The following is a 21,471-nucleotide window of genomic DNA, read 5'->3' on the forward strand; positions in this document are numbered from 1 at the left end:
CCGAAAAGGAAGCGCCATGCCCGTCCACGGCCCCACCTCCCCCGAGCAGATCCCCGGCTCGACGCAGCAGCAGCTGCGCGAGCGCTACCTCGTCGAGGACCTCTTCACGCCCGGCGAGGTGCGCGTCGTGGTCACGCACTACGACCGCGTCGTCGCGGTCGGCGCCGTGCCGACCGACGCCCCGCTCGCGCTCGAGGCGGTGCCCGAGATCCGCTCCGACCGCTTCCTCGACCACCGCGAGATCGGCATCGTCAACATCGGCGCCGCCGGCACCGTCGTCGCCGACGGCGAGCGCTTCGCGATGGCCACCGGCGCGTGCCTGTACCTCGGCCGAGGTGTCGCCAACGTGACCTTCGAGAGCGACGAGGCCGCGCATCCGGCCCGGTTCTACGGCTTCTCGGCGCCCGCGCACACCAGCTACCCGACCGCCCTCGTCGAGCCGGGTCAGGGCACGGTGCGCGAGCTCGGCGACCCGCTCACCTCGAACCGGCGCACCCTGAACCAGTACATCCACGAGAACGGCGTGCGCTCGTGCCAAGTGGTCATGGGCGTCACGCAGCTGCACCCCGGCAGCATGTGGAACACGCTCCCGTCGCACACGCACGACCGCCGCACCGAGCTCTACGTCTACTTCGACCTGCCTGAGGACGCCCGCGTGGTGCACCTCATGGGCGAGCCGACCGAGACGCGCCACCTGCTGGTGGCCGACGGCGGCCTGGTGCTGTCGCCGTCGTGGTCGATCCACTCGGGCGTGGGATCATCGAACTACTCGTTCGTGTGGGCGATGGCCGGTGAGAACCAGTCGTTCGACGACATGGACGCCGTCGCGATCGCCGACATGAGATGAGACGCACGATGACTGCTGAGCCGCAGGCGCTCGACACCAGCGCCGCACCCTCCGGGGGTGCGAGCGAGAAGACGCTGCGCGTGCTCGAGGCGGCCATCCTCCACGACCGCTTCACCGACATCGTCGAGGAAGCGGGGCTCGCGAAGGCGACCGTCCACCGGATCCTCGCCACGCTCGTCGAGCAGGAGTTCATCACCGGCGACGCCGAGCGCGGCTACCAGCCGGGCGCGCGATTCCTGCGCGTCGCGGGCCGCGCCGTCTCGAGCATCGACATCTCGGCCATCGCCGGCCCCATCGTCGACCGACTGGTGCGCGACGTCGACTGCACGATCCACCTCGGCGTCGTCAACGGCTTCGAGATGGTCTACGTGGTGCGCAAGGACTCCTCGAAGCCCTACCGGATGGCGTCGCGCGTGGGCTTGTCGATGCCGATGCACAGCTCGGGGATGGGCAAGGCGGTGCTCGCACATTGGGCGCCCGAGCAGGTCGACGGGCTGGTCGAGGCGGTCGGGCTGCCGGCGCGCACCGAAGACACCATCACCGATCCTGCGGCGCTGCACGAGGAGCTGGCGCGCGTGCGGGAGCGCGGCTACGCCCTGGATCTGGGCGAGAACGAGCGCGGCACGGTGTGCGTCTCGGCAGCGATTCGCGATCACCTGGGCCGCCCGACCCACGGCATCTCGATCTCGTCGATCGCGCTCGAGCACCCCGGTTCGAGCATCGAGCAGTTCGCCCCGCAGGCGATCGCCGCGGCCGCCGCGATCTCGCGAGCGCTGGGAGCGCCGAGCTAGCGCTCGCCGTCGCGCTCGCCGCGCCGACGGCAGAGGGCCGGCCTCGCTCGGGCACCGGCCGGTCGTGCTAGCGGCCCGCCTCGCGCTGCCTGCCGAGCTGGTGCCGGAAGGCGTCCTCGAGCCGCGGCCGTCTGAACCGGTGGCCGAGCTCGGTCAGCCGAGCGGGCACGACGCGCTGGTCGGCGAGTGCGAGCTCCTGCATGCCCTGGTGGCCGAGCAGCACGCGCGGGCCGAGCGAGGGCGTGCGCAGCACCGCCGGCCGGTGCAGCGCGGCGGCCAGCTCGGCGGCGAACTCGGCTTGGCGCACGGGCTCGGGCGCCACGGCGTTGATCGGGCCCTCGAGGCGCTCGTCGACGAGCGCCCGCGCATAGATGTCGACCAGGTCGTCGAGGTCGATCCACGACTGCCAGTGCTCGCCGCTCGCGAGCGGGCCGCCGAGCCCCGCCGCGTAGATCGGCCGGAGCACCTGCAGCATGCCGCCTCGGGGGGTCTGCACCAGTCCGGTGCGCACCTGCACCGTGCGCACGCCGCCGTCGGCGGCCGCTCGGGCCTCGGCCTCCCAGTCGGCCACGACCTCGGCGAGGAACCCGTCGCCCGCCGCGCTGCGCTCGGACAGCAGCTCGTCGCCGCGGTCGGAGCCGTACAGGCCGATGGCGGATGCGCTGACGAAGGCACGCACGCCGCTCGCCGCCGCCAGCTCGGCGAGCCGCCGGGTGGGGCCGATGCGGCTGGCACGGATCCGGTGGCGATGGCCCTCGTCGAAGCGGCCGAAGATCGATGCGCCGGCGAGGTGCACGACCGCATCGACGCCGTCGAGCAGCTCGGGCGTGGGCGCATCCGGATCCCAGCGCCGCTCCCCCTCGCCGGCCTCTCGGCGCACGAGCCGCACGACCGTGTGGCCGGCGGTCGTCAGGAAGGCGCTCAGTGCCGAGCCGATGAGGCCGGAGGAGCCGGTGACGGCGACGGTCATGGGCGCGGTGCGCAGCTCGCGCTGGCGGCGGATGTCGTCGGCCAGCTGCCGATGGCGGTAGACGAACATCGGGCGCAGCAGGTGCGAGCCGATGAGCGTGTCGACGGCATCGTGCATGCGCGTGCCCTCGACACCGGTGGCCAGCGCGACCGCGTCGAAGCGGTGCTCGTGCCGCCACCGCACCGCCGCCAGCGCGGCAGAGCTCAGCCCGTCGTCGACGCGCTCGTCGACGAACGCCCGGCCCGCGACGTACCCTGCCGGGTCGTGCCTGCCGACCCAGATCTGGCCGCCGGGCAGCGCGAGCTCGGCGCGACCGTCGACGAGCGACTCTGCCTCGCGCCGCACCTTGCCCGGCACCCACGGCGGCATCAGCCGCTGCAGCGCGCCCGGCCGCTCGTGCCAGGCGAAGACCTCGCCGATGGGCGCCTCGATCGTGCTCCAGTGCTGGATGCTCATGCGCCGACGGTACGCGTCGAGCCTGTGCACCCGCGAGGCGGGGCACAGGCTCGACAGGTGGAGCTGGGCGTCAGAGACCGACGCCGTCGGCCGGGCGGGAGATGTCGCCCTCCCAGCCCGACTCGGCGGCCTGGCGGGCGGGCGCCTGCTCGGCCAGCTCCTTGAAGCGCTTCAGGTCCTTGCCGATCTGCGCGTCGTCGATCTGCAGCAGCGCGCCGGCCGCCTCGACGACGCCCTGGGGCTTCCAGTCGAGCTGCAGGTTGACGCGCGTGGTGCTGTCGTCGATGCGGTGGAACGTGACGACGCCAGCGTGCGTCTCGCCGTCGAGGCTGCGCCAGGCGACGCGCTCGTCGAGGTGCTGCTCGGTGATCTCGGCGTCGAACTCCCGCTCGACCCCGGCGATCGAGACCTCCCAGTGCAGCTTGTCGTCGGTCTGCTGGGTGATCGACTCGACGCCGCCCATGAACTTGGGGAAGTCCTCGAACTGGGTCCAGAGCGCGTAGACGGCGCTGATCGGGGCCTGCACGTCGATGCTGTCGTTGACCTGGGGCATGGTTGTGCCCTCCTTCCGTTCGGGGCGGCGTCAGGCCGCCCGTGCGAGCGCGCCCTCGGCAAGGGCGCGGAAATGCTGCAGGTCGCAGCGGATCTTGAGCTCGTCGAGGGCGATGGCGTCGAGGCTGCTGCCGACGCCCTCCCGCGGCGAGGCGATGACGCGCACCATGACGCAGGTGCGGTCGGGGGCGATCTCCTCGAGGTCGATCCACCAGCCGAGGCTCGACTGGTCGACGCTCACCCAGGCGATGCGCGAATCGGGCTCGAACTCCGTGATCACCGCATAGAAGCTGGACTCGATGCCCTGCATCGCGACGCGCCAGCGCAGGCGCTCCTTCGTCTCCGCGTAGACCGACTCGACGCCGCTCATGAACTCGGGGAATCGCTCGAACGAGGTCCAGAGGTCGAACACCTGAGCGCGAGACGCCTGGACCTCGAACTGCTCATCGACCTGCATGGGGCGCCTCCGGCTCGGGTCATCGGAAAAGCTTCAGGGGACGCGATCTGTCCCCCACTCACGACCATGTCACGCGTCCCTGTGACCGGCAACCGGCCCGCTCCCAGGTTCGCTCCGAGACCGGCGGAACCCGACGCATCCGCCCCGAACGTAGGATTGACCCATGTCCAAGGTCCTCTCCTCACTTCCCGTCGGCGAGCGCGTCGGCATCGCCTTCTCCGGAGGCCTCGACACCTCCTGCGCCGTGGCGTGGATGCGGCACAACGGCGCGGTGCCCTTCACGTACACCGCCGACATCGGGCAGTACGACGAGCCCGACATCGACGCGGTGCCCGGGCGCGCCACGGAGTACGGCGCCGAGGGAGCACGACTGGTGGATGCGAAGGGCGCGCTGGTCGAGGAGGGCCTGGTGGCGCTCGCCACCGGTGCGTTCCACATCCGCTCGGGCGGCCGCACCTACTTCAACACCACGCCGCTCGGCCGCGCCGTCACCGGCATGCTGCTCGTGCGCGCCATGAAGGAGGACGGCGTCGAGATCTGGGGCGACGGGTCGACCTACAAGGGCAACGACATCGAGCGCTTCTACCGCTACGGCCTGATGGCCAATCCGGGCCTGCGCATCTACAAGCCGTGGCTCGACGCGCGCTTCGTCAGCGAGCTGGGCGGCCGCAAGGAGATGTCGGAGTGGCTCGTCGCCCACGGCTACCCCTACCGCGACGCGACCGAGAAGGCCTACTCGACCGACGCGAACATCTGGGGCGCGACGCACGAGGCGAAGACGCTCGAGCACCTCGACGAGTCGATGGAGATCGTCGAGCCCATCATGGGCGTGAAGTTCTGGGACGAGTCGGTCGCGATCGCGACCGAGGACATCGCGGTGCGCTTCGAGGCGGGCCGCCCCGTCGCGATCAACGGCGTCGAGTTCCCGGATGCGGTGGCGCTGGTCATGGAGGCGAACGCGATCGGCGGTCGTCACGGGCTGGGCATGAGCGACCAGATCGAGAACCGCATCATCGAGGCGAAGAGCCGCGGCATCTACGAGGCGCCAGGCATGGCGCTGCTGCACATCGCCTACGAGCGGCTGCTGAACGCCATCCACAACGAGGACACCATCGCGACCTACCACGAGCAGGGCCGCCGCCTCGGGCGCCTCATGTACGAGGGCCGCTGGCTCGACCCGCAGTCGCTGATGCTGCGCGAGTCGATCCAGCGCTGGGTGGGCTCGTCGGTGACCGGCGAGGTCGTGCTGCGCCTGCGCCGCGGCGAGGACTACACGATCGTCGACACCCGCGGCGAGGGCTTCTCGTACCACCCGGACAAGCTGTCGATGGAGCGCGTCGGCGACGCGGCGTTCGGCCCCGAGGACCGCATCGGGCAGCTGACGATGCGCAACCTCGACATCGCCGACTCCCGCTCGCGGCTCGAGGGCTACGCGGCCGCCGGGCTCGTGCAGGGCGAGACGGCGAAGCTGCTGGGCGCGCTCGAGGCCGGGCGGGCGAACGAGATCATGGTCTCCCCCGATGCCGACCCCGAGGCGATCGAGCAGTCGAACGACCGTGCGGCGATGGACCTCGGCACGGACTAGCTGCCGGAGCGCTCAATGCCGCGCAGCGGCGTTGAGCGCGGAGGGAGCTAGATCGAGTAGCTCACGTCGCACAGCGACGTGCGCGTACCGAGATCTCCTGCCGAAGGGTGTCCTCCCGGGCATCCCCCATCCGTCGTATGGGTGAATGCAGGCACGCACCCAGGAGGAGACCCCATGCGCTACGTGCTGTTCATCTGCACCGACCCCGACGGCGAGCCGTACGACGCCGCGACCGACGACCCGGGCAGTTGGGTCGGCGAGCTCGAGGCGGCCGGCCGCTACGTGACGGGCGACCGGCTGCGGCCGGCCGAGGACGCCACGACCGTGCGCGTTCGCGCCGGCGAGCGGATCGTCACCGACGGGCCGTTCACCGAGAGCCGCGAGCGGATCGCGGGCTTCGACATCATCGAGGCCGACGACCTCGACCAGGCGATCGAAACGGCCGCCGGGCACCCGATGGCGCGCTTCGGCCGCGTCGAGGTGCGGCCGGTGTGGCCGTTCGAGTAGCCCCTCCCGACCGCCCGCGTCGACCGGAGCCTGTACCCCAGGTCGCTGTGCTGTACTGAGCGCGTGGGCGACGCGCTCGAGCCGTTCTCCCCCGCGACCAGGGCGTGGTTCACGGGGGCCTTCGCCGCTCCCACCGCCGCGCAGGCGCAGGCGTGGGCCTCGATCGCGCGCGGCGACCACACGCTCGTCGTCGCCCCGACCGGCTCGGGCAAGACCCTCGCCGCCTTCCTCTGGGCGATCGACGCGCTGCACCGAGAGGACGCCGAACCGCACGCCGAGCGCGAGCCGGGCGTGCGCGTGCTCTACGTGTCGCCGCTGAAGGCGCTCGCCGTCGACGTCGACCGCAACCTGCGCGCGCCGCTCGCCGGCATCGCCGCGCAGGGCCGCGCCGACGGCAGCGAGCCGCCGCCGATCCGCATCGGGCTGCGCACCGGCGACACCCCGCAGGAGGAGCGCCGGCTGCAGGCGAAGCATCCCCCAGACATCCTCATCACCACCCCCGAGTCGCGGTTCCTGCTGCTCACCAGCCGCGCGCGCGAGACGCTGCGCACGGTCGAGACGGTGATCATCGACGAGGTGCACGCGGTCGTGCCCACGAAGCGCGGCTCGCACCTGGCGCTCAGCCTGGAGCGGCTCGACGCGCAGCTCGCGAAGCCGGCGCAGCGCATCGGGCTGTCGGCGACCGTGCGCCCGATGGACGAGGTGGCGTCGTTCCTCGGCGGCCCGGCCCCGGTCACCGTGGTTGCGCCGCCGAGCGACAAGCGCATCGAGCTGACGATCACCGTGCCGGTCGACGACATGACCGACCTGCGCGGGCCGCAGCGCGACGAGGCGGCGCCCACCGGCAGCGCGTTCGGCGCGACGAAGCCCGACCAGCCGTCGATCTGGCCGCACATCGAGCGCGAGGTGCTCGACCTCGTCGACCGGCACCGCTCCACGATCGTCTTCGTGAACGCCCGGCGCGCGGCCGAGCGGCTGACGGCGCGACTGAACGAGCTCGACGCCGAGCGGCTCGACCAGGCGGAGGCCCAGGCGGCCGAGCATCAGGCGGCGCAGCGGACGGGGGCGGATGCGTCGCCGCCATCGTCGGGGTCGCAGTCGTCGAGCGCGGCATCCGCCGGCACCGCTTCGGGAGCCGCGCCGTCGGCGGCCGGGGTCGTGCTGCGCGACGCGACCGAGCACATCCGCCTGCGCCTCGCGGAGCGCGCCGCGGCGCGCGATGCGGTCGGACCCGACGCGGAGGCGCCGCCGCTCGCGCGCGCCCACCACGGGTCGGTCTCGAAGGAGCAGCGGGCCGAGATCGAGGACCAGCTGAAGTCGGGGCGGCTGCGGTGCGTGGTCGCCACCTCGAGCCTCGAGCTCGGCATCGACATGGGCGAGGTCGACCTGGTGGTGCAGGTGGAGTCGCCGCCGAGCACCGCGAGCGGGCTGCAGCGGGTCGGCCGTGCGGGGCACAACGTGGGCGACGCGTCGCGCGGCGTGCTGATCCCGAAGCACCGCGCCGACCTGCTGCACGCGACCGTCGTCGCCGACCGGATGGCGCGCGGCGAGCTCGAGCCGATCCGGATGCCGCGGCATCCGCTCGACGTGCTCGCCCAGCAGACGGTCGCGGCGGCCGCGATGGACGAGCTGGTGGTCGACGAGTGGTTCCAGACGGTGCGGCGGGCGGCGCCCTTCGCGAAGCTCACGCGCGGCGCCTTCGACGCCACGCTCGACCTGGTCGCGGGCGTCTACCCGAGCGACGAGTTCGCCGAGCTGCGGCCGCGCGTCGTGTGGGATCGGGAGGCGGGCACGATCGTCGGCCGCCCGAGCGCGCAGCGCATCGCCGTCTCGAGCGGCGGCACGATCCCCGACCGGGGGCTGTTCGGCGTGTTCCTCGCCGGGCAGGAGGGCAAGCCGGGCGCGCGCGTCGGCGAGCTCGACGAGGAGATGGTCTACGAGACGCGCAGCGGCGACGTCTTCGCGCTCGGTGCGACCAGCTGGCGGGTGGTCGACATCACGCACGACCGGGTGCTGGTGGTGCCGGCGTTCGGCGAGGTCGGCAAGCTGCCCTTCTGGCACGGCGACAACGAGGGCCGGCCCGCCGACCTGGGCGCCTCGATCGGCCGGGCAACGGCGGCGCTGGCCGAGGGCGTCAGCGGCGGCACGGCGGTCGACCTGCCGCACTCCGACGAGCGCGCCCGCCGCAACCTCGACGCCTATGTGCGCGACCAGCTGGCGGCGACCGGTGCGGTGCCGACCGACCGGCAGATCGTGGTGGAGCGCTCGCGCGACGAGCTGGGCGACTGGCGCCTCATCGTCCACTCCCCCTACGGCCGCCGCGTGCACGCGCCGTGGGCGCTCGCCATCGACCGGCGGCTGCGCGAGGATCGCGACCTGGGCGCGGCGGCGATGGCCTCCGACGATGGCATCGTGATCCGCATCCCCGACTCCGACGCCGAGCCGCCGGGCGCCGACCTGCTGCGCTTCGAACCCGAGGAGCTCGAGCGCATCGTCGAGACCGAGGCCGGCGGCACGGCGCTCTTCGCCAGCCGCTTCCGCGAGTGCGCCGCACGCGCGCTGCTGCTGCCGAAGCGCGACCCGGCACGCCGTGCCCCGCTGTGGCAGCAGCGGCAGCGGGCGGCGCAGCTGCTCGACGTCGCCAAGCGCTACCCCGACTTCCCGATCGTGCTGGAGGCCCTGCGCGAGGTGCTGCAGGACGCCTACGACCTGCCGGCGCTGCGCTCGATCGCGGAGCGGCTGCAGCACGGCGACATCCGCGTGGTCGAGGTCGAGACGCCGAGCCCGTCGCCCTTCGCGCACCACCTGCTGTTCGGCTACGTCGGCGCGTTCCTCTACGAGGGCGACGCGCCGCTGGCCGAGCGTCGTGCGGCGGCGCTGACGCTCGACCCGACGCTGCTGGCCGAGGTGCTCGGCACGACGGCGCTGCGCGAGCTGCTCGACCCGGCCGTCGTCGAGCGCATCGAGCTCGAGCTGCAGCGGCTGGCGCCCGACCGCCGGGCGCGCGGCGTCGAGGGGGCCGCCGACCTGCTGCGGCTGCTCGGGCCGCTGACCGTCGACGAGCTGGCGGCGCGGCTCGAGCCGGCGGGCGCCGCGCGGACGGGGCCGTCATCAGGACAGGCGGATGCGTCGCCCGACCGGACGGATGCGTCGCCCGACCGGGCGGGCGCGTCGCCCGAGGCGGCTGCGTCGCTCGACCGCGAGGGCGCGCTCGCCATCGCCGCCGAGCTCGTCGACGCCCGTCGCGCGGTGCGGGTGCGGATCGGCGACGAGGAGCGGATCGCCGCGATCGAGGATGTCGCGCGGCTGCGCGACGCGCTGGGCGTGCCGCCGCCGCCCGGCGTGCCCTCCAAGCTGCTCGAGACGGTCGTCGACCCGATCGGCGACGTCGTCTCGCGGCACGCGCGCACGCACGGCCCGTTCACGGTCGAGCAGCTGTCAGAGCGGCTGGCGCTCGCGCCCGCGGTCGCCCGTGGCGCGCTGCGCTCGCTCGAGGCGCAGGGGCGCGTGCTCTCAGGCGCCTACCGCCCCGGGGGCAGCGGCGAGGAGTGGATCGACGCGCAGGTGCTCACCCGCCTGAAGCGCCGCAGCCTGCAGGCGCTGCGCAGCGACGTCGAGCCGGTCGACCACGCGGTCTTCGCCGACCACCTGCTCGCCCACCAGCACGTGACGCGGCCGCTGACCGGGGCCGACGGGCTGCTCGAGGTGCTCGACGGCCTCGACGGTCTGCCGCTGCCGATCAGCGCGCTCGAGACGCTCATCCTGCCCTCTCGGGTGAAGGGCTACCGCCCGTCGATGCTCGACGAGCTCACGGCGACGGGCATGATCACCTGGGCCGGCGCGGGCGCGCTCTCGGGCAAGGACGGCCGCGTCGTGCTGCGCTCGGCCGAGACCGTCGTGCAGCGCCTCGACGTGGCGCACGACGACCCGGAGTCGGCCGCCGTGCTCGAGGCGCTCGCCGGCGGCGGCGCGCTCTTCGCGCGGCAGCTCGGCGACGCGGCGGCCCTCGACCCGGCACGGCTGGCCGAGGTGCTCTGGCCGCTCGTGTGGGCGGGGCGCATCACGAACGACACGATCGGCCCGCTGCGCGCGCACCTGGTCGGCCTGCGCGCCAGGCCGGCGCCCGCCCCCAGCCGTCGCGCGGCGCCCGCGAGCCGTCGCCGCATCGGGCTCGCACGCCCGAGCCGCACCGACACGCTGCCGATGCTGGCCGGCCGGTGGCTGCTTGCGTCGGCGCCGTCGGGCTCGCCCACCGAGCGCGCGGCGCAGACCGCCGACGCGCTGCTGGCGCGCTACGGCGTCGTCACCCGCGGCAGCGTCGCCGCCGAGGATGTGCCGGGTGGCTTCCACGGGGTCTACCAGGTGCTGAAGGCGTTCGAGGAGGCCGGCCACACCCGCCGCGGCTACTTCGTCGACGGGCTCGGCGCGGCCCAGTTCGCCGACGCTCCCGTGGTCGATGCCCTGCGCGCGCGGCAGTCGAGCGGCGCGTCGGACGCAGTGGCCACCGTCTCGGCGGTCGACCCTGCGAACCCCTTCGGCGCCGCGCTGCCGTGGCCCGAGGCGCGCGGCGACCACAAGCCGACCCGGCGCGTGGGCGCGCTCACCACCATCGTCGCCGGACGCTGCGTGCTGCACCTCGAGCGCGGCGGCAAGTCGCTGCTGACCTTCACCGATGACGAGGCGGTGCTGCTGCGGGCGCTCGAGAGCCTGACGGATGCGGTGGCCCGGCTGGGCGGGCGGCGCCGCGTGCTCGAGGCGGTCGACGGCCGCTCGTCGCTCGAGGCCGTCCTGGCCCCGCTGCTCGACACCGCGGGGCTGCGCCGCACCCCGCGCGGCTACCGGATCGGACCCTGATGCCGCTCGATCTCAACGTGCCAGGTGTGCTCTTGCCGCACACCAGCCATCATCAGCACACCTCGCACGTTGAGATCACGGGGAGGAGAGGCTGATGCCCGAGGGCGACACCATCCACCGCGCGGCCCTGCGGCTCGGCGCGGCGATGGCGGGGCGCGAGCTCGTGCGCAGCGACTTCCGGGTGCCGAAGCTGGCGACGGCCGACCTGGCCGGCGAGCGCATCGACGAGGTGCGCAGCATCGGCAAGCACCTGCTCATGCGGGGCGAGCGGTGGACGATCCACTCGCACGCGGGCATGGATGGGCTCTGGCATGTGCTCGCGCCCGGAGGCCGCGCGCCCGTGGCGAGCCACACCATCCGCGTCGTGCTCGAGACCGCCGCGAACACGATCGTCGGCTCGAGCCTGCCGGTGCTCGAGCTGCTGCCGCGCACCGGCGACCTCGAGACGCTCGCCTACCTCGGGCCAGACCTGCTCGACCCCGCATGGGACGACGCGATGGCGGCCGAGGCCGCGCGGCGGCTGCGAGCGACGGCGGCGCCGGTCGGGGTGGCGCTGCTCGACCAGCACGCGGTGGCGGGGCTCGGCAACGTGTATCGCGGCGAGCTGTGCTTCCTGCGCGGGGTGCATCCGTCGACGCCGATCACGCAGGTCGAGGTGGAGCCGCTGGTGGCGCTCGCGCGGCGGCTGATGCTCGCGAACCGCGACCGGGTCGAGCGCACCTTCACCGGCGACACTCGCAACGGGCGGCGCACCTGGGTCTACGGGCGCGGCGGGCGGCCGTGCCTGCGGTGCGGCACGCGGATCCGCGACGCGATGCTCGGCATGGAGGACGGCATGCTGCGGCAGGTGCAGTGGTGCCCGCGGTGCCAGCCGGAGGTCAGCGCGGCGTCCACTCCCTGACCCACTCGTGCATCACGATGGCGGCCGCCGCTGCCGCGTTGATCGAGCGGGTCGAGCCGAACTGGCGGATCGCCACGTGCGCGTCGGCGGCGGCGATCGCCTCGTCGGTGAGGCCCGGGCCCTCCTGGCCGAACAGCAGCACGCAGCGCTCCGGCAGCGGCGCCTGCTCGACGGGCACGCTGCCCTCGGTGTTGTCGACGGCCACGACGACCAGGCCCTCGTGCCTCGCCCACTGGGCGAACGCATCCGTCGTGTCGTGGTGCACGACGTGCAGGTAGCGGTCGGTGACCATGGCGCCGCGGCGGTTCCAGCGGCGCTTGCCGATGATGTGCACGGCGGCGGCGTTGAACGCGTTGGCGGTGCGCACGATGGAGCCGATGTTGAGGTCGTGCTGCCAGTTCTCGATCGCCACGTGGAAGCCGTGGCGGCGGGTGTCGAGGTCGGCGACGATCGCCTCGACGCGCCAGTAGCGGTAGCGGTCGACGACGTTGCGGCGGTCGCCCTGCTCGAGCAGCTCGGGGTCGTAGCGGTCGTCGGCGGGGTGCGGGCCGGGCCACGGGCCGACGCCGACCTCGAGCTGGGGTTCGTCGTCGTGCACGGCTCCAGGCTAGGGCCGCTGGCGCTCAGAGGATGATCACACCGGACGCGACCGGCGCGGCGGCGGGCGCAGGAGCCGCTCGTGCCGCAGGCGCGGGCCGGGCGGTCATCGAGCGATAGCCGACCGCGGTCGCCCAGCCGAGGCTCAGCCACACCGCCCACCACGGAAGCCCCGGCACGTCGGGCATGACGATCGCTTCGGGGCTGTCGGGCGCGGGCGTCGGCACCCGCTCGCCGGTGACGATGATGCGGTGGCTGTTGACGCCGAGCGGCGTGCACGTGACGAGGCTGACGAGATCGCGCCCGGCCTCGGGCATCAGCAGGTCGGTGTCGCCCGGCTCGATGACCTGCACGTCCCGCACCTCGTAGGTGAGCACCTCGCCGTACACGTCGACCTCGAACCGGTCGCCCATCCGCACCTGGTCGAGGTCGCTGAAGAGCACCGACTCGGGCAGTCCGCGGTGGCCGGTGAGCACCGCGTGCGTGCCCGCGCCGCCGACCGGCAGCGCCGAGCCGAGCAGGTGGCCGATGCCGCGGCGCAGGGTCTCCTCGTCGGTGCCGTGATAGACGGGCAGGTCGACCTGGATGCCGGGGATGCGGATGCGTGCCATCACGTCGCCGGGACCGAGATCGAGCTGCTCCTCGTAGGCGGCGACGATCGCGCGCTGGTCGCTGAGCGGCGTGCCGCCGTAGGGATCGATGAGCGCGCCGCCGGTGAGGGTCTGGTTGTAGGCGCGCGCCGCCGCGAGCTCGGCGGCGCGGCCGTCGTCACCGAGCTCGGTCATCACCTCGGTGTAGTCGTCGACGCGGGCCGACTGCTCCAGCTGCGAGAACCAGCCGGCGATCGTCGGGTAGAGCAGGATCACGACGCCCACCATCGCCATGATGGCGACGACGAGCGACGTGCGCGTCGCGCGCAGCCGCCGACGGCGCGGGCCGACCGGTGCGGCCGGTGCCTCACGCCCTTCGATGACGCTCACGCTGCACTCCCTCGGAAGAGGACTGCCCCGCCGCTGCTGAGCGCGGCCGCGGGGCAGTCAGGTCGGATCAGGCCCCAGCCTGAGCCTTCCGCCGGCGCAGCAGGGCGAAGCCCAGCGCACCGAGGATGAGACCGGCGCCGCCGATCATGAACGCGGCCTGGCCGCTGCCACCGGTGATGGGGAGGGCGTAGGCGGGAACCTGCTGGTTCTCGACGCTGACCTCGACGCCGGCGGGCGTGCCCGCGACGACGGTGAAGGAGTGAACCCGATCCGCGGGATCGGACGGCAGCACGTAGCCCGACGGGGCGGTGATCTCGACCAGCTGGTAGCCGAGGCCGGCGGGGCTCGCCGTGCGCAGGCCGCTGATCGCGATCACGCCGTTCTCGTCGCTCTCGTACTGCACGACGTCACCCGTGCTGTCGAGCACGGGCGCACCGGATGCGTCTCGCAGCTCGAAGATGGCTCCCTCGAGGCCGCGGTCGTTGCTGTCGTGCTTGAAGAGCTCGACGGCGCCCCAGTAGTCGGTGGCCGTGGTGCTCGGCACGCGCGTGCCGTTGATCACGACAGCAGCCGTGTTGGGGATCGTGCCGGTGCCGATGCCGGCCACGACCGTGTCGAAGGTGATGACCACCGCGGCTCCGGGGTTGGCCAGCAGGTCGGCGCGGCCGCCCGTGAAGGTGACGACGAGAGAGCCGCCTGCGGCTGCAGGGGCTGATACCTCGTAGTCATCCGCCAGCCTGAGCAGCTCGCCTGCGACGCTCACCTCGACCGAGCCCTCGACGTAGTCGAGCTCTGTCGCCAGGTCGTCCTGCACGACATAGGTCGCCAACTGGGTGCCCTGCGACGGAACCGGCGCGTTGGAGGTGATCGTCCAGTCGACCGTGGTGCCGAGCACCTGGTGGTCGGGCGTCGAGACCTCCTTGGCGGCGAGCGCCGTGGTGTTCTTCGGGTAGACGTGCACGTCGTAGAACCAGTCACCGGTGGTCTGGTTCACCTGCGGCAGCGTGACGAGGAAGGGGGCCGTCTGGATGACGACGTTCGGGCCACCGACCGTGGGGGCGGGCACGCCCGACTCCTGCACCAGGTAGACGCCGAGCGGCAGGCCCGTGAGCTTGATCTCGCCGTCGTCGTTCGTCGATGCGACGCGGGGCGTGCCGAGCGTGTAGTCGTCCAGATCGTCGACGACCTGGATGCCGTCGAGGCCGGCTCCGAGCCGCGCCCAGGTGTCGTTGTCGAGCACGCTGAGGTTTGTGAGCTGCGTGACCGTGAACTCCACGCCCTCCACGGCCACGAGGCCCGTCAGGTCTGCGTCGGCGAGTTCGAGGCCCGTGCCGACCTGGCCTGCTGTGACCGGCTGCTCGAACTTGTGGATCGTGAGCGCGGCGGGCGCCGCGGGGTCGATGTTGGGTGCTGCGGAGGCGGGCAGCGCGCCGCCGACGGCGACGAGCGACGCGAGTGCGACCGCTCCGAAGCCTGCTGCGACGCGCGCGGTCAGGCCCTTCTTGGTGGATGCCATTGCGGCACTTCCTTCCTGGATGGATGCATGGGGTTGCTGGGGACGGGGCAGGTTGCTCATGTCAGACGACCCGAGAGGCGGCGGCTGGAGCTGCTCCGCGCCTGGACGGCAAGGAGCACAGCGGCGAGCGCGAGCAGCGCTGCACCGCCGAAGACGTAGGCGTCGGCACCGACACCGCCGGTCAGCGGCAGGGTCAGCACGGGCACCGGCATGTTCACGAAGCGGTAGGCGACGTGCAGTCCGGCGGCGACCTGCACGGTGGCCGGGGCCTGGGTGACCCAGAGCCTCTCCTCGAAGACGCCGTTGGTGGGATACGGGGCGTTGTAGCGCTGCAGCGCCACGCCGAGGTAGGCGAGCCGGCTGGTCTCGGACAGTGTGTAGGCGTGCGCCGGTCGCACCGCGAAGGTGTTGGCGCCGACACCGCTGGCCACCGGAAGCTCGCTGCCGGGGAAGCTGACGTCTGCGAGACCGGGGAGCGTCGCGGGCGTCAGCGTGAGCGTGAAGTCCGCCGATTCGATGGTGGCCGGCACGCTGCCGTCGATGTGCTTCAGCAACGTCAGCATCGCGGTGCTGAGGGTGACGGTGCAGATGATGCTGTCGCCGAGGCTGGCCGTGACGACGTCGCCGATTACGGGCAACGCGTCGGTGCCGCGCAGGCACGACCATCCCGTCGACACATAGGCGGCGTCGCCGCCGGATGCCCTCAGCAGGTAGCCGGCGCCGGGCGTGATCTGGCCGGAGACGCCGGCCTTGCCGACGGGCCCGACGGTCGCGGGCGTCGTCTGCGCGGTCGCGGAGAGGTCCCAAGAACCGAGCAGCGACTGATCTCCGAAGGAGATCGCGGAGCGCAGCGTGAGGGTGGTGGCGGGCTGGGTGTTGACGTACTCGCAGGCGACGACGGAGCCTGGTGCGACGTCTTTCAGCGTGAGCGTGACCGTGCTGCTGATCGCTGTGCGACTGGTCGTGCCGTTCACGGTGGTGACGTCGCAGTAGCCGCTGGTGAAGCGATAGTCCGTCTTCTCCCCCTCGGAGATGCGGAGTTCGACCCGAGTGACGGTGGTCGGGAATGCCAGATTCCAGCGCGCCGTACCGTCGGGGCCTGCGACACCGGCGGTGCCGACCGGGGTCAGCGAGGCGCTGCCGCCACCGGAGGTCGCTGCGATCGAGGCGCCGAGCGGCCAATCGGCCCCGTTGGTCCGGTTTCCGGCGACGTCGACGAGCGTCTTGTGGATGGAGACCGCGGTGATGAGCGGGGAGTTCGTGAAGGTGCACACGTAGCTGACACCGCTCGCGGGGGTCAGCGAGCCTGAGGGGCCGTTCCCTGCGATGCGCGACCCATCCGTGCCCACGCATGCATAGCCGCTGGCGTAGCGGGTGACGGCAGCGCCGCCGGCCATCGTCTCGCTGAACCGGTACGGCACACCGGCGACGACCGCGGCGGGGCCGAGCTGCGCGGCCTGGGGGCCGGTCACCGAGCCGCTCGTCGTGACGGTGCGCGCAGGAGCGCCGCTTCCCTCGAGCGTCAGCGAGAACTGGTCGCTCGACGCCACGCGCCCGACGACGTTCTTGACGATCGAGATGGTCGACGGCGAGGAGCAGCTCGCGAGGTCTGTGGGGCTCGAGAGCTTGTTCGAGACCATGTCCGAGTACTGCACCCAGGTGCTGGGGTTGTAGCGGTAGGCCTGCTCTGTCGTTCGGGCCAGGTAGACGGAGCCATCAGCGTCGAAGGCCATGCCTGCGGTGCTCGTCATGCCGTTGAGCCCCGACGCGAGCACGTTGTGGCCGATGAGCCCTGGCGCTCCGGATCGCCCTGCCGCCGCAGCGGACGCCAGCTGGCTCGCGGTCACGGAGTAGGCGGTGGGCTTGTTCGTGCCTGCGATCAGGTAGAGATTGCCCGCAGCATCGAAGGCGATGTCACCCGCAGCACCATCGATGCTGTCGATCGGGATGTATCCGACGTATGTGTAGGTGTTGTCGGTGTTCACCATGGTCAGCTCGAACCTCAGCGAGCCTTCCACCAGGTCGAACCCGCCGATGAAGTAGCTGCCGCTGAAGGGATTCACCGCCCCAGCGCTCAGGCGGTAGTCATTGCCATCGGTGAGGGGTGCTGGCGTCTTGCTGAAGACGCCCGCGGCCGCGTCGTAGGTCAGGAGATTGGCGATGCCCGTCGCGTTCACCTCGAACGCTCGTGCCTGCGCACCCCCAGCGGACACGCCGAGACCGTCCGCGAAGTTCGGGCTGACGATGCCCCAGCCGTTCGGCGCCGCGCCGACTGCGGTGACGATGCCGCTGTTGTTCGAGGTGCCGCGCTGCACCTGCTGCAGCAGCCCGCTCGACGACACCGAGAAGAACGTGCCGGCCACGCACGGCAGCGCAGCCGCCGGCGCTGCCTGAATCGACAGCGCTGCGGGCGCCATGACCTCAGCGCCCTTCGTCAGCCTCGGTTCGAGGTTCGCGTCGGTCTCCGGCTCCTCTGTCGGCACCGGCAGCGGAGTCGCCAGGGGTGCCTCGTCAGGCACCGGCGCGGGCGTCGGCTCAGCCGGGTCCGCGGGCAGAGGCTCAGCCGGTGTCGGCTCAGCGGGATCGGGGGCAGCGGGGCCGACGACAGGCTCGGCAGGCGCCGGCTCGATCGGCGCGGGGAGCGCCGGAGCCGAGTCGACCGGGGGAGGCGACGCCGGCGCCGGGTCGCCGATGACCGGCGCGACGGGATCGGCAGGCGCCTCAGCTCCAACTGCGCTGGCCTCGGCAGCATCGGCAGGCACCGTGCTCAGCGCTGCACCCGAGTCCGTCGCCCAAGTGGGCGTGGGCGACGCCATCGGCAGCAGCAGACCGGCGACCACCGCGACCACGGCCGCAGCGACGACGGCGCGAGCCGATCGTCGAGCGGTGTGTGGGCGCGTGCGCATGAGACTGCCTTCGTGACGGGTGCGAGCCACGACGCTGCGGTGCGTTCAGCGGCTCGGAGAGTGCCCCAAAGTTATTGAGCGCGCCTCAGCAAACCGCTCCGCACGCTGAAGCAGAACTGTGTTTTGCAGGACTTTTCCTCAGGTTCGCCTCAATCTCCTTCAGTTTCGAACGAACCGGGGTCTTCATGCTCCCGAAACACGGCCCGCGTAGCCTTGCTGCATGCCCAACCGCACCCGAGCCGACATCGAATGCTGGCTGACCGACATGGATGGCGTGCTCGTCCACGAGGAGCAGCCCCTCCCCGGCGCGAAGGAGCTGCTCGAGCAGTGGCGCGACGACGGCACCGAGTACCTCGTGCTCACCAACAACTCGATCTTCACGCCCCGTGACCTCGCGGCGCGACTGAAGGCATCCGGCCTCTCCGTGCCCGAGGAGCGCCTCTGGACGAGCGCGCTCGCCACCGCCGACTTCCTGCACGATCAGATGCCGGGCGGCTCTGCCTACGTGATCGGCGAGGCGGGACTCATCACCGCGCTGCACGAGATCGGCTTCACGATGCGCGAGACCGACCCCGACTTCGTGGTGGTGGGCGAGACCCGCTCGTACTCGTTCGAGGCGATCACCAAGGCGATCCGCCTGATCGCCGGCGGCGCCCGCTTCATCTCGACCAACCCCGACGCGACCGGCCCGAGCGCCAACGGCATCCTGCCGGCGACCGGGGCGATCAACGCACTCATCACGAAGGCGACCGGCCGGGTGCCCTACATCGTCGGCAAGCCCAACCCGATGATGTTCCGCTCGGCGCTCAACAAGATCGGCGCGCACAGCGAGACGACCGGCATGATCGGCGACCGCATGGACACCGACATCATCGCCGGCATGGAGGCGGGCCTCCACACCGTGCTCGTCATGACCGGCATCTCCGATCCGTCGCTCGTCGAGACCTATCCCTTCCGGCCCGACGAGATGCTGCAGGGCGTCTTCGAGCTCGTCGACCCGGCGCCCGCCGAGTCGGAGCTCGACGAGCCGCGCGCCGACGTCTGAATCTGCTCCCCGCACTGCTGCGGCGCTGCGACGGGCGGATGCGTCATGGCCGCAGGCGCTCAGGGGCGCGGCCTGGGCAGGCGGGGCGTGACGAGGCTGCGGTAGGCGACCGACAGGGCCCAGCCGCCGGCGAGCAGCACCGCCCACCAGGGTGCGCCGGGGATCTCGGGCATCTGCAGCTCCTGGGCCGCGGGGCTGTCGGCGGGGGGCGTCGCGATGCGCTCACCGGTCACGATGATGCGGTGGCTGTTGATGCCGAGCGGTGTGCAGGTGACGAGGCTCACCAGGTCGCCGCCCGACTCCGGCAGCAGCAGGTCGGTGTTGCCGGGCTCGATCACCTGCACCTCGCGCACCCGGTAGACGAGCACCTCGCCGTAGACCTCGAGCTCGAAGAGATCGCCCGACGCGATCTTGTCGAGGTCGCTGAACAGCACCGCCTCGGGCAGGCCGCGATGCGCGGTGAGCACGGTGTGGTTGCCGTCGCCGCCGACCGGCAGCGCCGAGCCGAGCAGGTGACCGACGCCCTTGCGCAGCGTCGCCTCGTCGGTGCCGTGGTAGATCGGCAGGTCGACCGCGATCGAGGGGATGCGGATGCGTGCCATCACGTCGGCGGGACCGAGATCGAGCTGCTCCTGGTAGGCCCGCACGATCGCCTGCTGGTCGGCCAGCGGGGTGCCGCCGTAGGGGTCGATGAGGGCGCCGCCGCTGAGCCGTGCGTTGTAGTCGCGGGCCTCGGCGAGCTCCTGCTGGCGTCCCGCGGGGCCGAGCTCGGTCATGACCTCGGCGTAGTCGTCGACGCGGAACGACTGCTCGAGCTGCGAGAACCAGCCGGCGCCGGCCGGATAGAGGACGATGCTGGTGCCGAGCATGCCCATCAGCGCCACGGCGAGCGACGCGAGACCCGCACGACGGCGGCGGCGCCGCGCCGGCGTGCGTGACGCGGGCGGTGCTGCCTCGATCGTGCGGGTCATCGTCGCTCCTCTGCGATGAGACGGCTCCGTGGCAGAGGGCGAGAGCCTCTGCCACGGGGCCTGGAGCTCAGGCCCCAGCCTGCTCCTTGCGGCGACGGATGAGCATGAAGCCCAGCGCCGCTCCGATGAGGCCGAAGCCTCCGATCATGAAGGCTGCTTCGCCGCTGCCGCCGGTGATGGGCAGCGCGTACGCGGGGATCTTCGCGTTCTCGACCTGGACCACGACGCCGGCCGGGTCGCCGGCGAAGACCTGGACCGGGTTGTCGATCGTCCCGATCTCGTAGCCGAGCGGCGCCACCGTCTCCACCAGGTAGTAGTCGACACCCTCGCGAAGCGCGGGGAACGTCGCGACGCCGTCCGCGCCCGTCGGTGCGGTGGTGTGCACCAGCGTCGAGCCAGGTGCTCCCGGAACCCCGGCCCAGAGCTCGAACACGGCACCCGCGAGCGTCGTGTCGGTGTCGTCCTCGACCTTGAGGACGGTGAGCAGGCCCCAGCGCGAGTCCACCGTGTTCGAGGTGATGTCGGTGCCGTTGATGTTCGCGACCGCCGTGTTGGGGATGATGCCGTACTCGGCGGCTTCCCCGTTGTCCACGCCGTTCACGACCGTCTGGATCGTGACCACGATGTCGGCGTTGTCGAGCCCCGACAGGTATGCGAGGCCGGCCGCGGTGAAGTCGACAGTCACCAGACCGCCGACGTGAGTGACGGAGTAGTGCTCTGCCAGCAGCCCCGCGGGACCGCTCACCGTCGCGCCGCTGTAGGTGAGCCGGGCGTCGAGCTGGTCGGTGATGGTGAAGCTGTCGAACACCTCATCCGCGGGCAGCTCGGGAACGGGCACGGAGACCGCCCAGCTGACCGTGTCGCCGAGCTCGAGGGCGTCCGCATCGTCGACGGTCTTGACGAGCGGGTCCGTGACCGAGTTCTTGGGGTAGGCGTGGACGTCGTAGAGCCATGCCGAGGTGTTCGTCGGGTGGGCCATGGGCACGGAGATCAGGAACGGCGCCGACTGCACGATGATGCCGTTGTCTCCGGTGTCGGCGCCCTCGGTGACGAGGTACACACCGAGCGGGAGGTCCGAGAACGTCGCCGTGCCGGCCGCCGTGGTCAGCACGGGAGCGGGCGCGGGCGGAGTGATGAGCCCTTGGGCGTACGCGACCGGATCCGCGGCCGCCGCGATCTCGCTGGCGAGGAGCCAGCCTTCGGGCGTCGTCAGGTCGGTGCCGGGCACGAGCTGCGCGGTGAACTCGACGCCTGCGAGCGGTGCAGCGACGTCTGAGACGGGCAGACCGTTGCTGGGGAGGCCAGGCACTTCGGGCTGCGCGTGCTTGTGGACGACGATCGAGCCCAGCTTGTCCACCTCGACATTGGGACCGATGGCGGACGCGGGCAGCGCGCCGCCCAGTGCGGTGAGCGTCGCCAGTGCGATCGCTCCGAACCCGGCGGCGACTCGCACCGTCAGGCTCCTCTTCGTTGTTGCCATGGCGGCGATTCCTTTCGGGTGAGGTGCAGAGGACTGCGTTGGGGATGTCGTGTCAG

General features: G+C 72.2%; 16 protein-coding genes. 7 read left to right on the forward strand and 9 right to left on the reverse strand.

The features are described 5' to 3' along the window. Positions 1–16: 16 nt before the first annotated feature. Together kduI and Q9250_RS03365 are read left to right on the forward strand one after the other, a co-directional pair. A complete protein-coding gene (gene kduI / locus Q9250_RS03360; protein ID WP_306233160.1) occupies positions 17–847 on the forward strand; it encodes a 5-dehydro-4-deoxy-D-glucuronate isomerase in 831 nt (276 codons plus the stop codon). Between the two features lie 8 nt (positions 848–855). Next, a complete protein-coding gene (locus tag Q9250_RS03365; RefSeq protein ID WP_306233161.1) occupies positions 856–1,638 on the forward strand; it encodes an IclR family transcriptional regulator in 783 nt (260 codons plus the stop codon). A 67-nt stretch (positions 1,639–1,705) separates the two neighbouring features. Here the strand turns inward: Q9250_RS03365 and Q9250_RS03370 are convergent, their stop codons facing one another. The 3 genes from Q9250_RS03370 to Q9250_RS03380 all read right to left on the reverse strand — a co-directional run bounded on the left by Q9250_RS03370 (position 1,706) and on the right by Q9250_RS03380 (position 4,073). Further along, the gene (locus tag Q9250_RS03370; RefSeq protein ID WP_306233162.1) at positions 1,706–3,064 is read right to left on the reverse strand and encodes a TIGR01777 family oxidoreductase; all 1,359 of its coding nucleotides are present in this window, start codon (positions 3,062–3,064) and stop codon (positions 1,706–1,708) included. A gap of 70 nt (positions 3,065–3,134) precedes the next feature. Further along, complete coding sequence (locus Q9250_RS03375; RefSeq protein WP_306233163.1) at positions 3,135–3,617, reverse strand: SRPBCC family protein; 483 nt, start codon at positions 3,615–3,617, stop codon at positions 3,135–3,137. Between the two features lie 30 nt (positions 3,618–3,647). Further along, positions 3,648–4,073: an SRPBCC family protein gene (locus tag Q9250_RS03380; protein WP_306233165.1), complete on the reverse strand. Its 426-nt coding sequence runs from the start codon at positions 4,071–4,073 to the stop codon at positions 3,648–3,650. Between the two features lie 163 nt (positions 4,074–4,236). On the opposite strand from Q9250_RS03380, the gene argG reads away from it, so the two are divergent. The 4 genes from argG to Q9250_RS03400 all read left to right on the forward strand — a co-directional run bounded on the left by argG (position 4,237) and on the right by Q9250_RS03400 (position 11,920). Continuing rightward, a complete protein-coding gene (gene argG, locus Q9250_RS03385; protein WP_306233167.1) occupies positions 4,237–5,658 on the forward strand; it encodes an argininosuccinate synthase in 1,422 nt (473 codons plus the stop codon). Between the two features lie 174 nt (positions 5,659–5,832). Next, entirely contained in the window at positions 5,833–6,165 is a 333-nt protein-coding gene (locus tag Q9250_RS03390; protein ID WP_306233168.1) for a YciI family protein, read from the forward strand. A 63-nt stretch (positions 6,166–6,228) separates the two neighbouring features. Further along, complete coding sequence (locus Q9250_RS03395) at positions 6,229–11,019, forward strand: Lhr family helicase (RefSeq protein ID WP_306233169.1); 4,791 nt, start codon at positions 6,229–6,231, stop codon at positions 11,017–11,019. A gap of 94 nt (positions 11,020–11,113) precedes the next feature. Continuing rightward, the gene (locus Q9250_RS03400; protein ID WP_306233170.1) at positions 11,114–11,920 is read left to right on the forward strand and encodes a DNA-formamidopyrimidine glycosylase family protein; all 807 of its coding nucleotides are present in this window, start codon (positions 11,114–11,116) and stop codon (positions 11,918–11,920) included. On the opposite strand, the gene Q9250_RS03405 is transcribed toward Q9250_RS03400, so the two are convergent. The 4 genes from Q9250_RS03405 to Q9250_RS03420 all read right to left on the reverse strand — a co-directional run bounded on the left by Q9250_RS03405 (position 11,898) and on the right by Q9250_RS03420 (position 17,532). Next, positions 11,898–12,518, reverse strand: a complete 621-nt coding sequence (locus Q9250_RS03405) for a TrmH family RNA methyltransferase (protein ID WP_306233171.1) — start codon at positions 12,516–12,518, stop codon at positions 11,898–11,900. The genes Q9250_RS03400 and Q9250_RS03405 overlap by 23 nt on opposite strands. A 25-nt stretch (positions 12,519–12,543) precedes the next feature. Continuing rightward, on the reverse strand, positions 12,544–13,497 hold the full coding sequence (locus Q9250_RS03410) for a class C sortase (protein WP_306233173.1): 954 nt from the start codon (positions 13,495–13,497) through the stop codon (positions 12,544–12,546). Between the two features lie 67 nt (positions 13,498–13,564). Then, complete coding sequence (locus Q9250_RS03415) at positions 13,565–15,013, reverse strand: SpaH/EbpB family LPXTG-anchored major pilin (RefSeq protein ID WP_306233174.1); 1,449 nt, start codon at positions 15,011–15,013, stop codon at positions 13,565–13,567. A 56-nt stretch (positions 15,014–15,069) separates the two neighbouring features. Further along, positions 15,070–17,532 carry a hypothetical protein gene (locus Q9250_RS03420; RefSeq protein WP_306233176.1) on the reverse strand — a complete coding sequence of 821 codons (2,463 nt, stop codon included), beginning with the start codon at positions 17,530–17,532 and terminating at the stop codon, positions 15,070–15,072. A gap of 607 nt (positions 17,533–18,139) precedes the next feature. Here Q9250_RS03420 and Q9250_RS03425 point away from each other — a divergent pair. Continuing rightward, on the forward strand, positions 18,140–18,964 hold the full coding sequence (locus Q9250_RS03425; protein WP_306233177.1) for an HAD-IIA family hydrolase: 825 nt from the start codon (positions 18,140–18,142) through the stop codon (positions 18,962–18,964). A gap of 59 nt (positions 18,965–19,023) precedes the next feature. On the opposite strand, the gene Q9250_RS03430 is transcribed toward Q9250_RS03425, so the two are convergent. Further along, positions 19,024–19,935, reverse strand: a complete 912-nt coding sequence (locus tag Q9250_RS03430) for a class C sortase (protein ID WP_306233179.1) — start codon at positions 19,933–19,935, stop codon at positions 19,024–19,026. A 67-nt stretch (positions 19,936–20,002) separates the two neighbouring features. Next, positions 20,003–21,415, reverse strand: coding sequence for a SpaH/EbpB family LPXTG-anchored major pilin (locus Q9250_RS03435; protein WP_306233181.1), 1,413 nt, complete (start codon positions 21,413–21,415; stop codon positions 20,003–20,005). Positions 21,416–21,471 lie beyond the last annotated feature (56 nt).

It is taken from the genome of Agrococcus beijingensis, assembly GCF_030758955.1.
GTDB classification, from domain to species: domain Bacteria; phylum Actinomycetota; class Actinomycetes; order Actinomycetales; family Microbacteriaceae; genus Agrococcus; species Agrococcus beijingensis.

Coding starts and splice junctions, on each gene's coding strand:
- Q9250_RS03435 (WP_306233181.1), bottom strand. CDS start 21,415: ATGGCAACAACGAAGAGGAGCCTGACGGTGCGAGTCGCCGCCGGGTTC.
- Q9250_RS03415 (WP_306233174.1), bottom strand. CDS start 15,013: ATGGCATCCACCAAGAAGGGCCTGACCGCGCGCGTCGCAGCAGGCTTC.
- kduI (WP_306233160.1), top strand. CDS start 17: ATGCCCGTCCACGGCCCCACCTCCCCCGAGCAGATCCCCGGCTCGACG.
- Q9250_RS03425 (WP_306233177.1), top strand. CDS start 18,140: ATGCCCAACCGCACCCGAGCCGACATCGAATGCTGGCTGACCGACATG.
- Q9250_RS03380 (WP_306233165.1), bottom strand. CDS start 4,073: ATGCAGGTCGATGAGCAGTTCGAGGTCCAGGCGTCTCGCGCTCAGGTG.
- Q9250_RS03375 (WP_306233163.1), bottom strand. CDS start 3,617: ATGCCCCAGGTCAACGACAGCATCGACGTGCAGGCCCCGATCAGCGCC.
- Q9250_RS03365 (WP_306233161.1), top strand. CDS start 856: ATGACTGCTGAGCCGCAGGCGCTCGACACCAGCGCCGCACCCTCCGGG.
- Q9250_RS03370 (WP_306233162.1), bottom strand. CDS start 3,064: ATGAGCATCCAGCACTGGAGCACGATCGAGGCGCCCATCGGCGAGGTC.
- Q9250_RS03430 (WP_306233179.1), bottom strand. CDS start 19,935: ATGACCCGCACGATCGAGGCAGCACCGCCCGCGTCACGCACGCCGGCG.
- argG (WP_306233167.1), top strand. CDS start 4,237: ATGTCCAAGGTCCTCTCCTCACTTCCCGTCGGCGAGCGCGTCGGCATC.
- Q9250_RS03390 (WP_306233168.1), top strand. CDS start 5,833: ATGCGCTACGTGCTGTTCATCTGCACCGACCCCGACGGCGAGCCGTAC.
- Q9250_RS03400 (WP_306233170.1), top strand. CDS start 11,114: ATGCCCGAGGGCGACACCATCCACCGCGCGGCCCTGCGGCTCGGCGCG.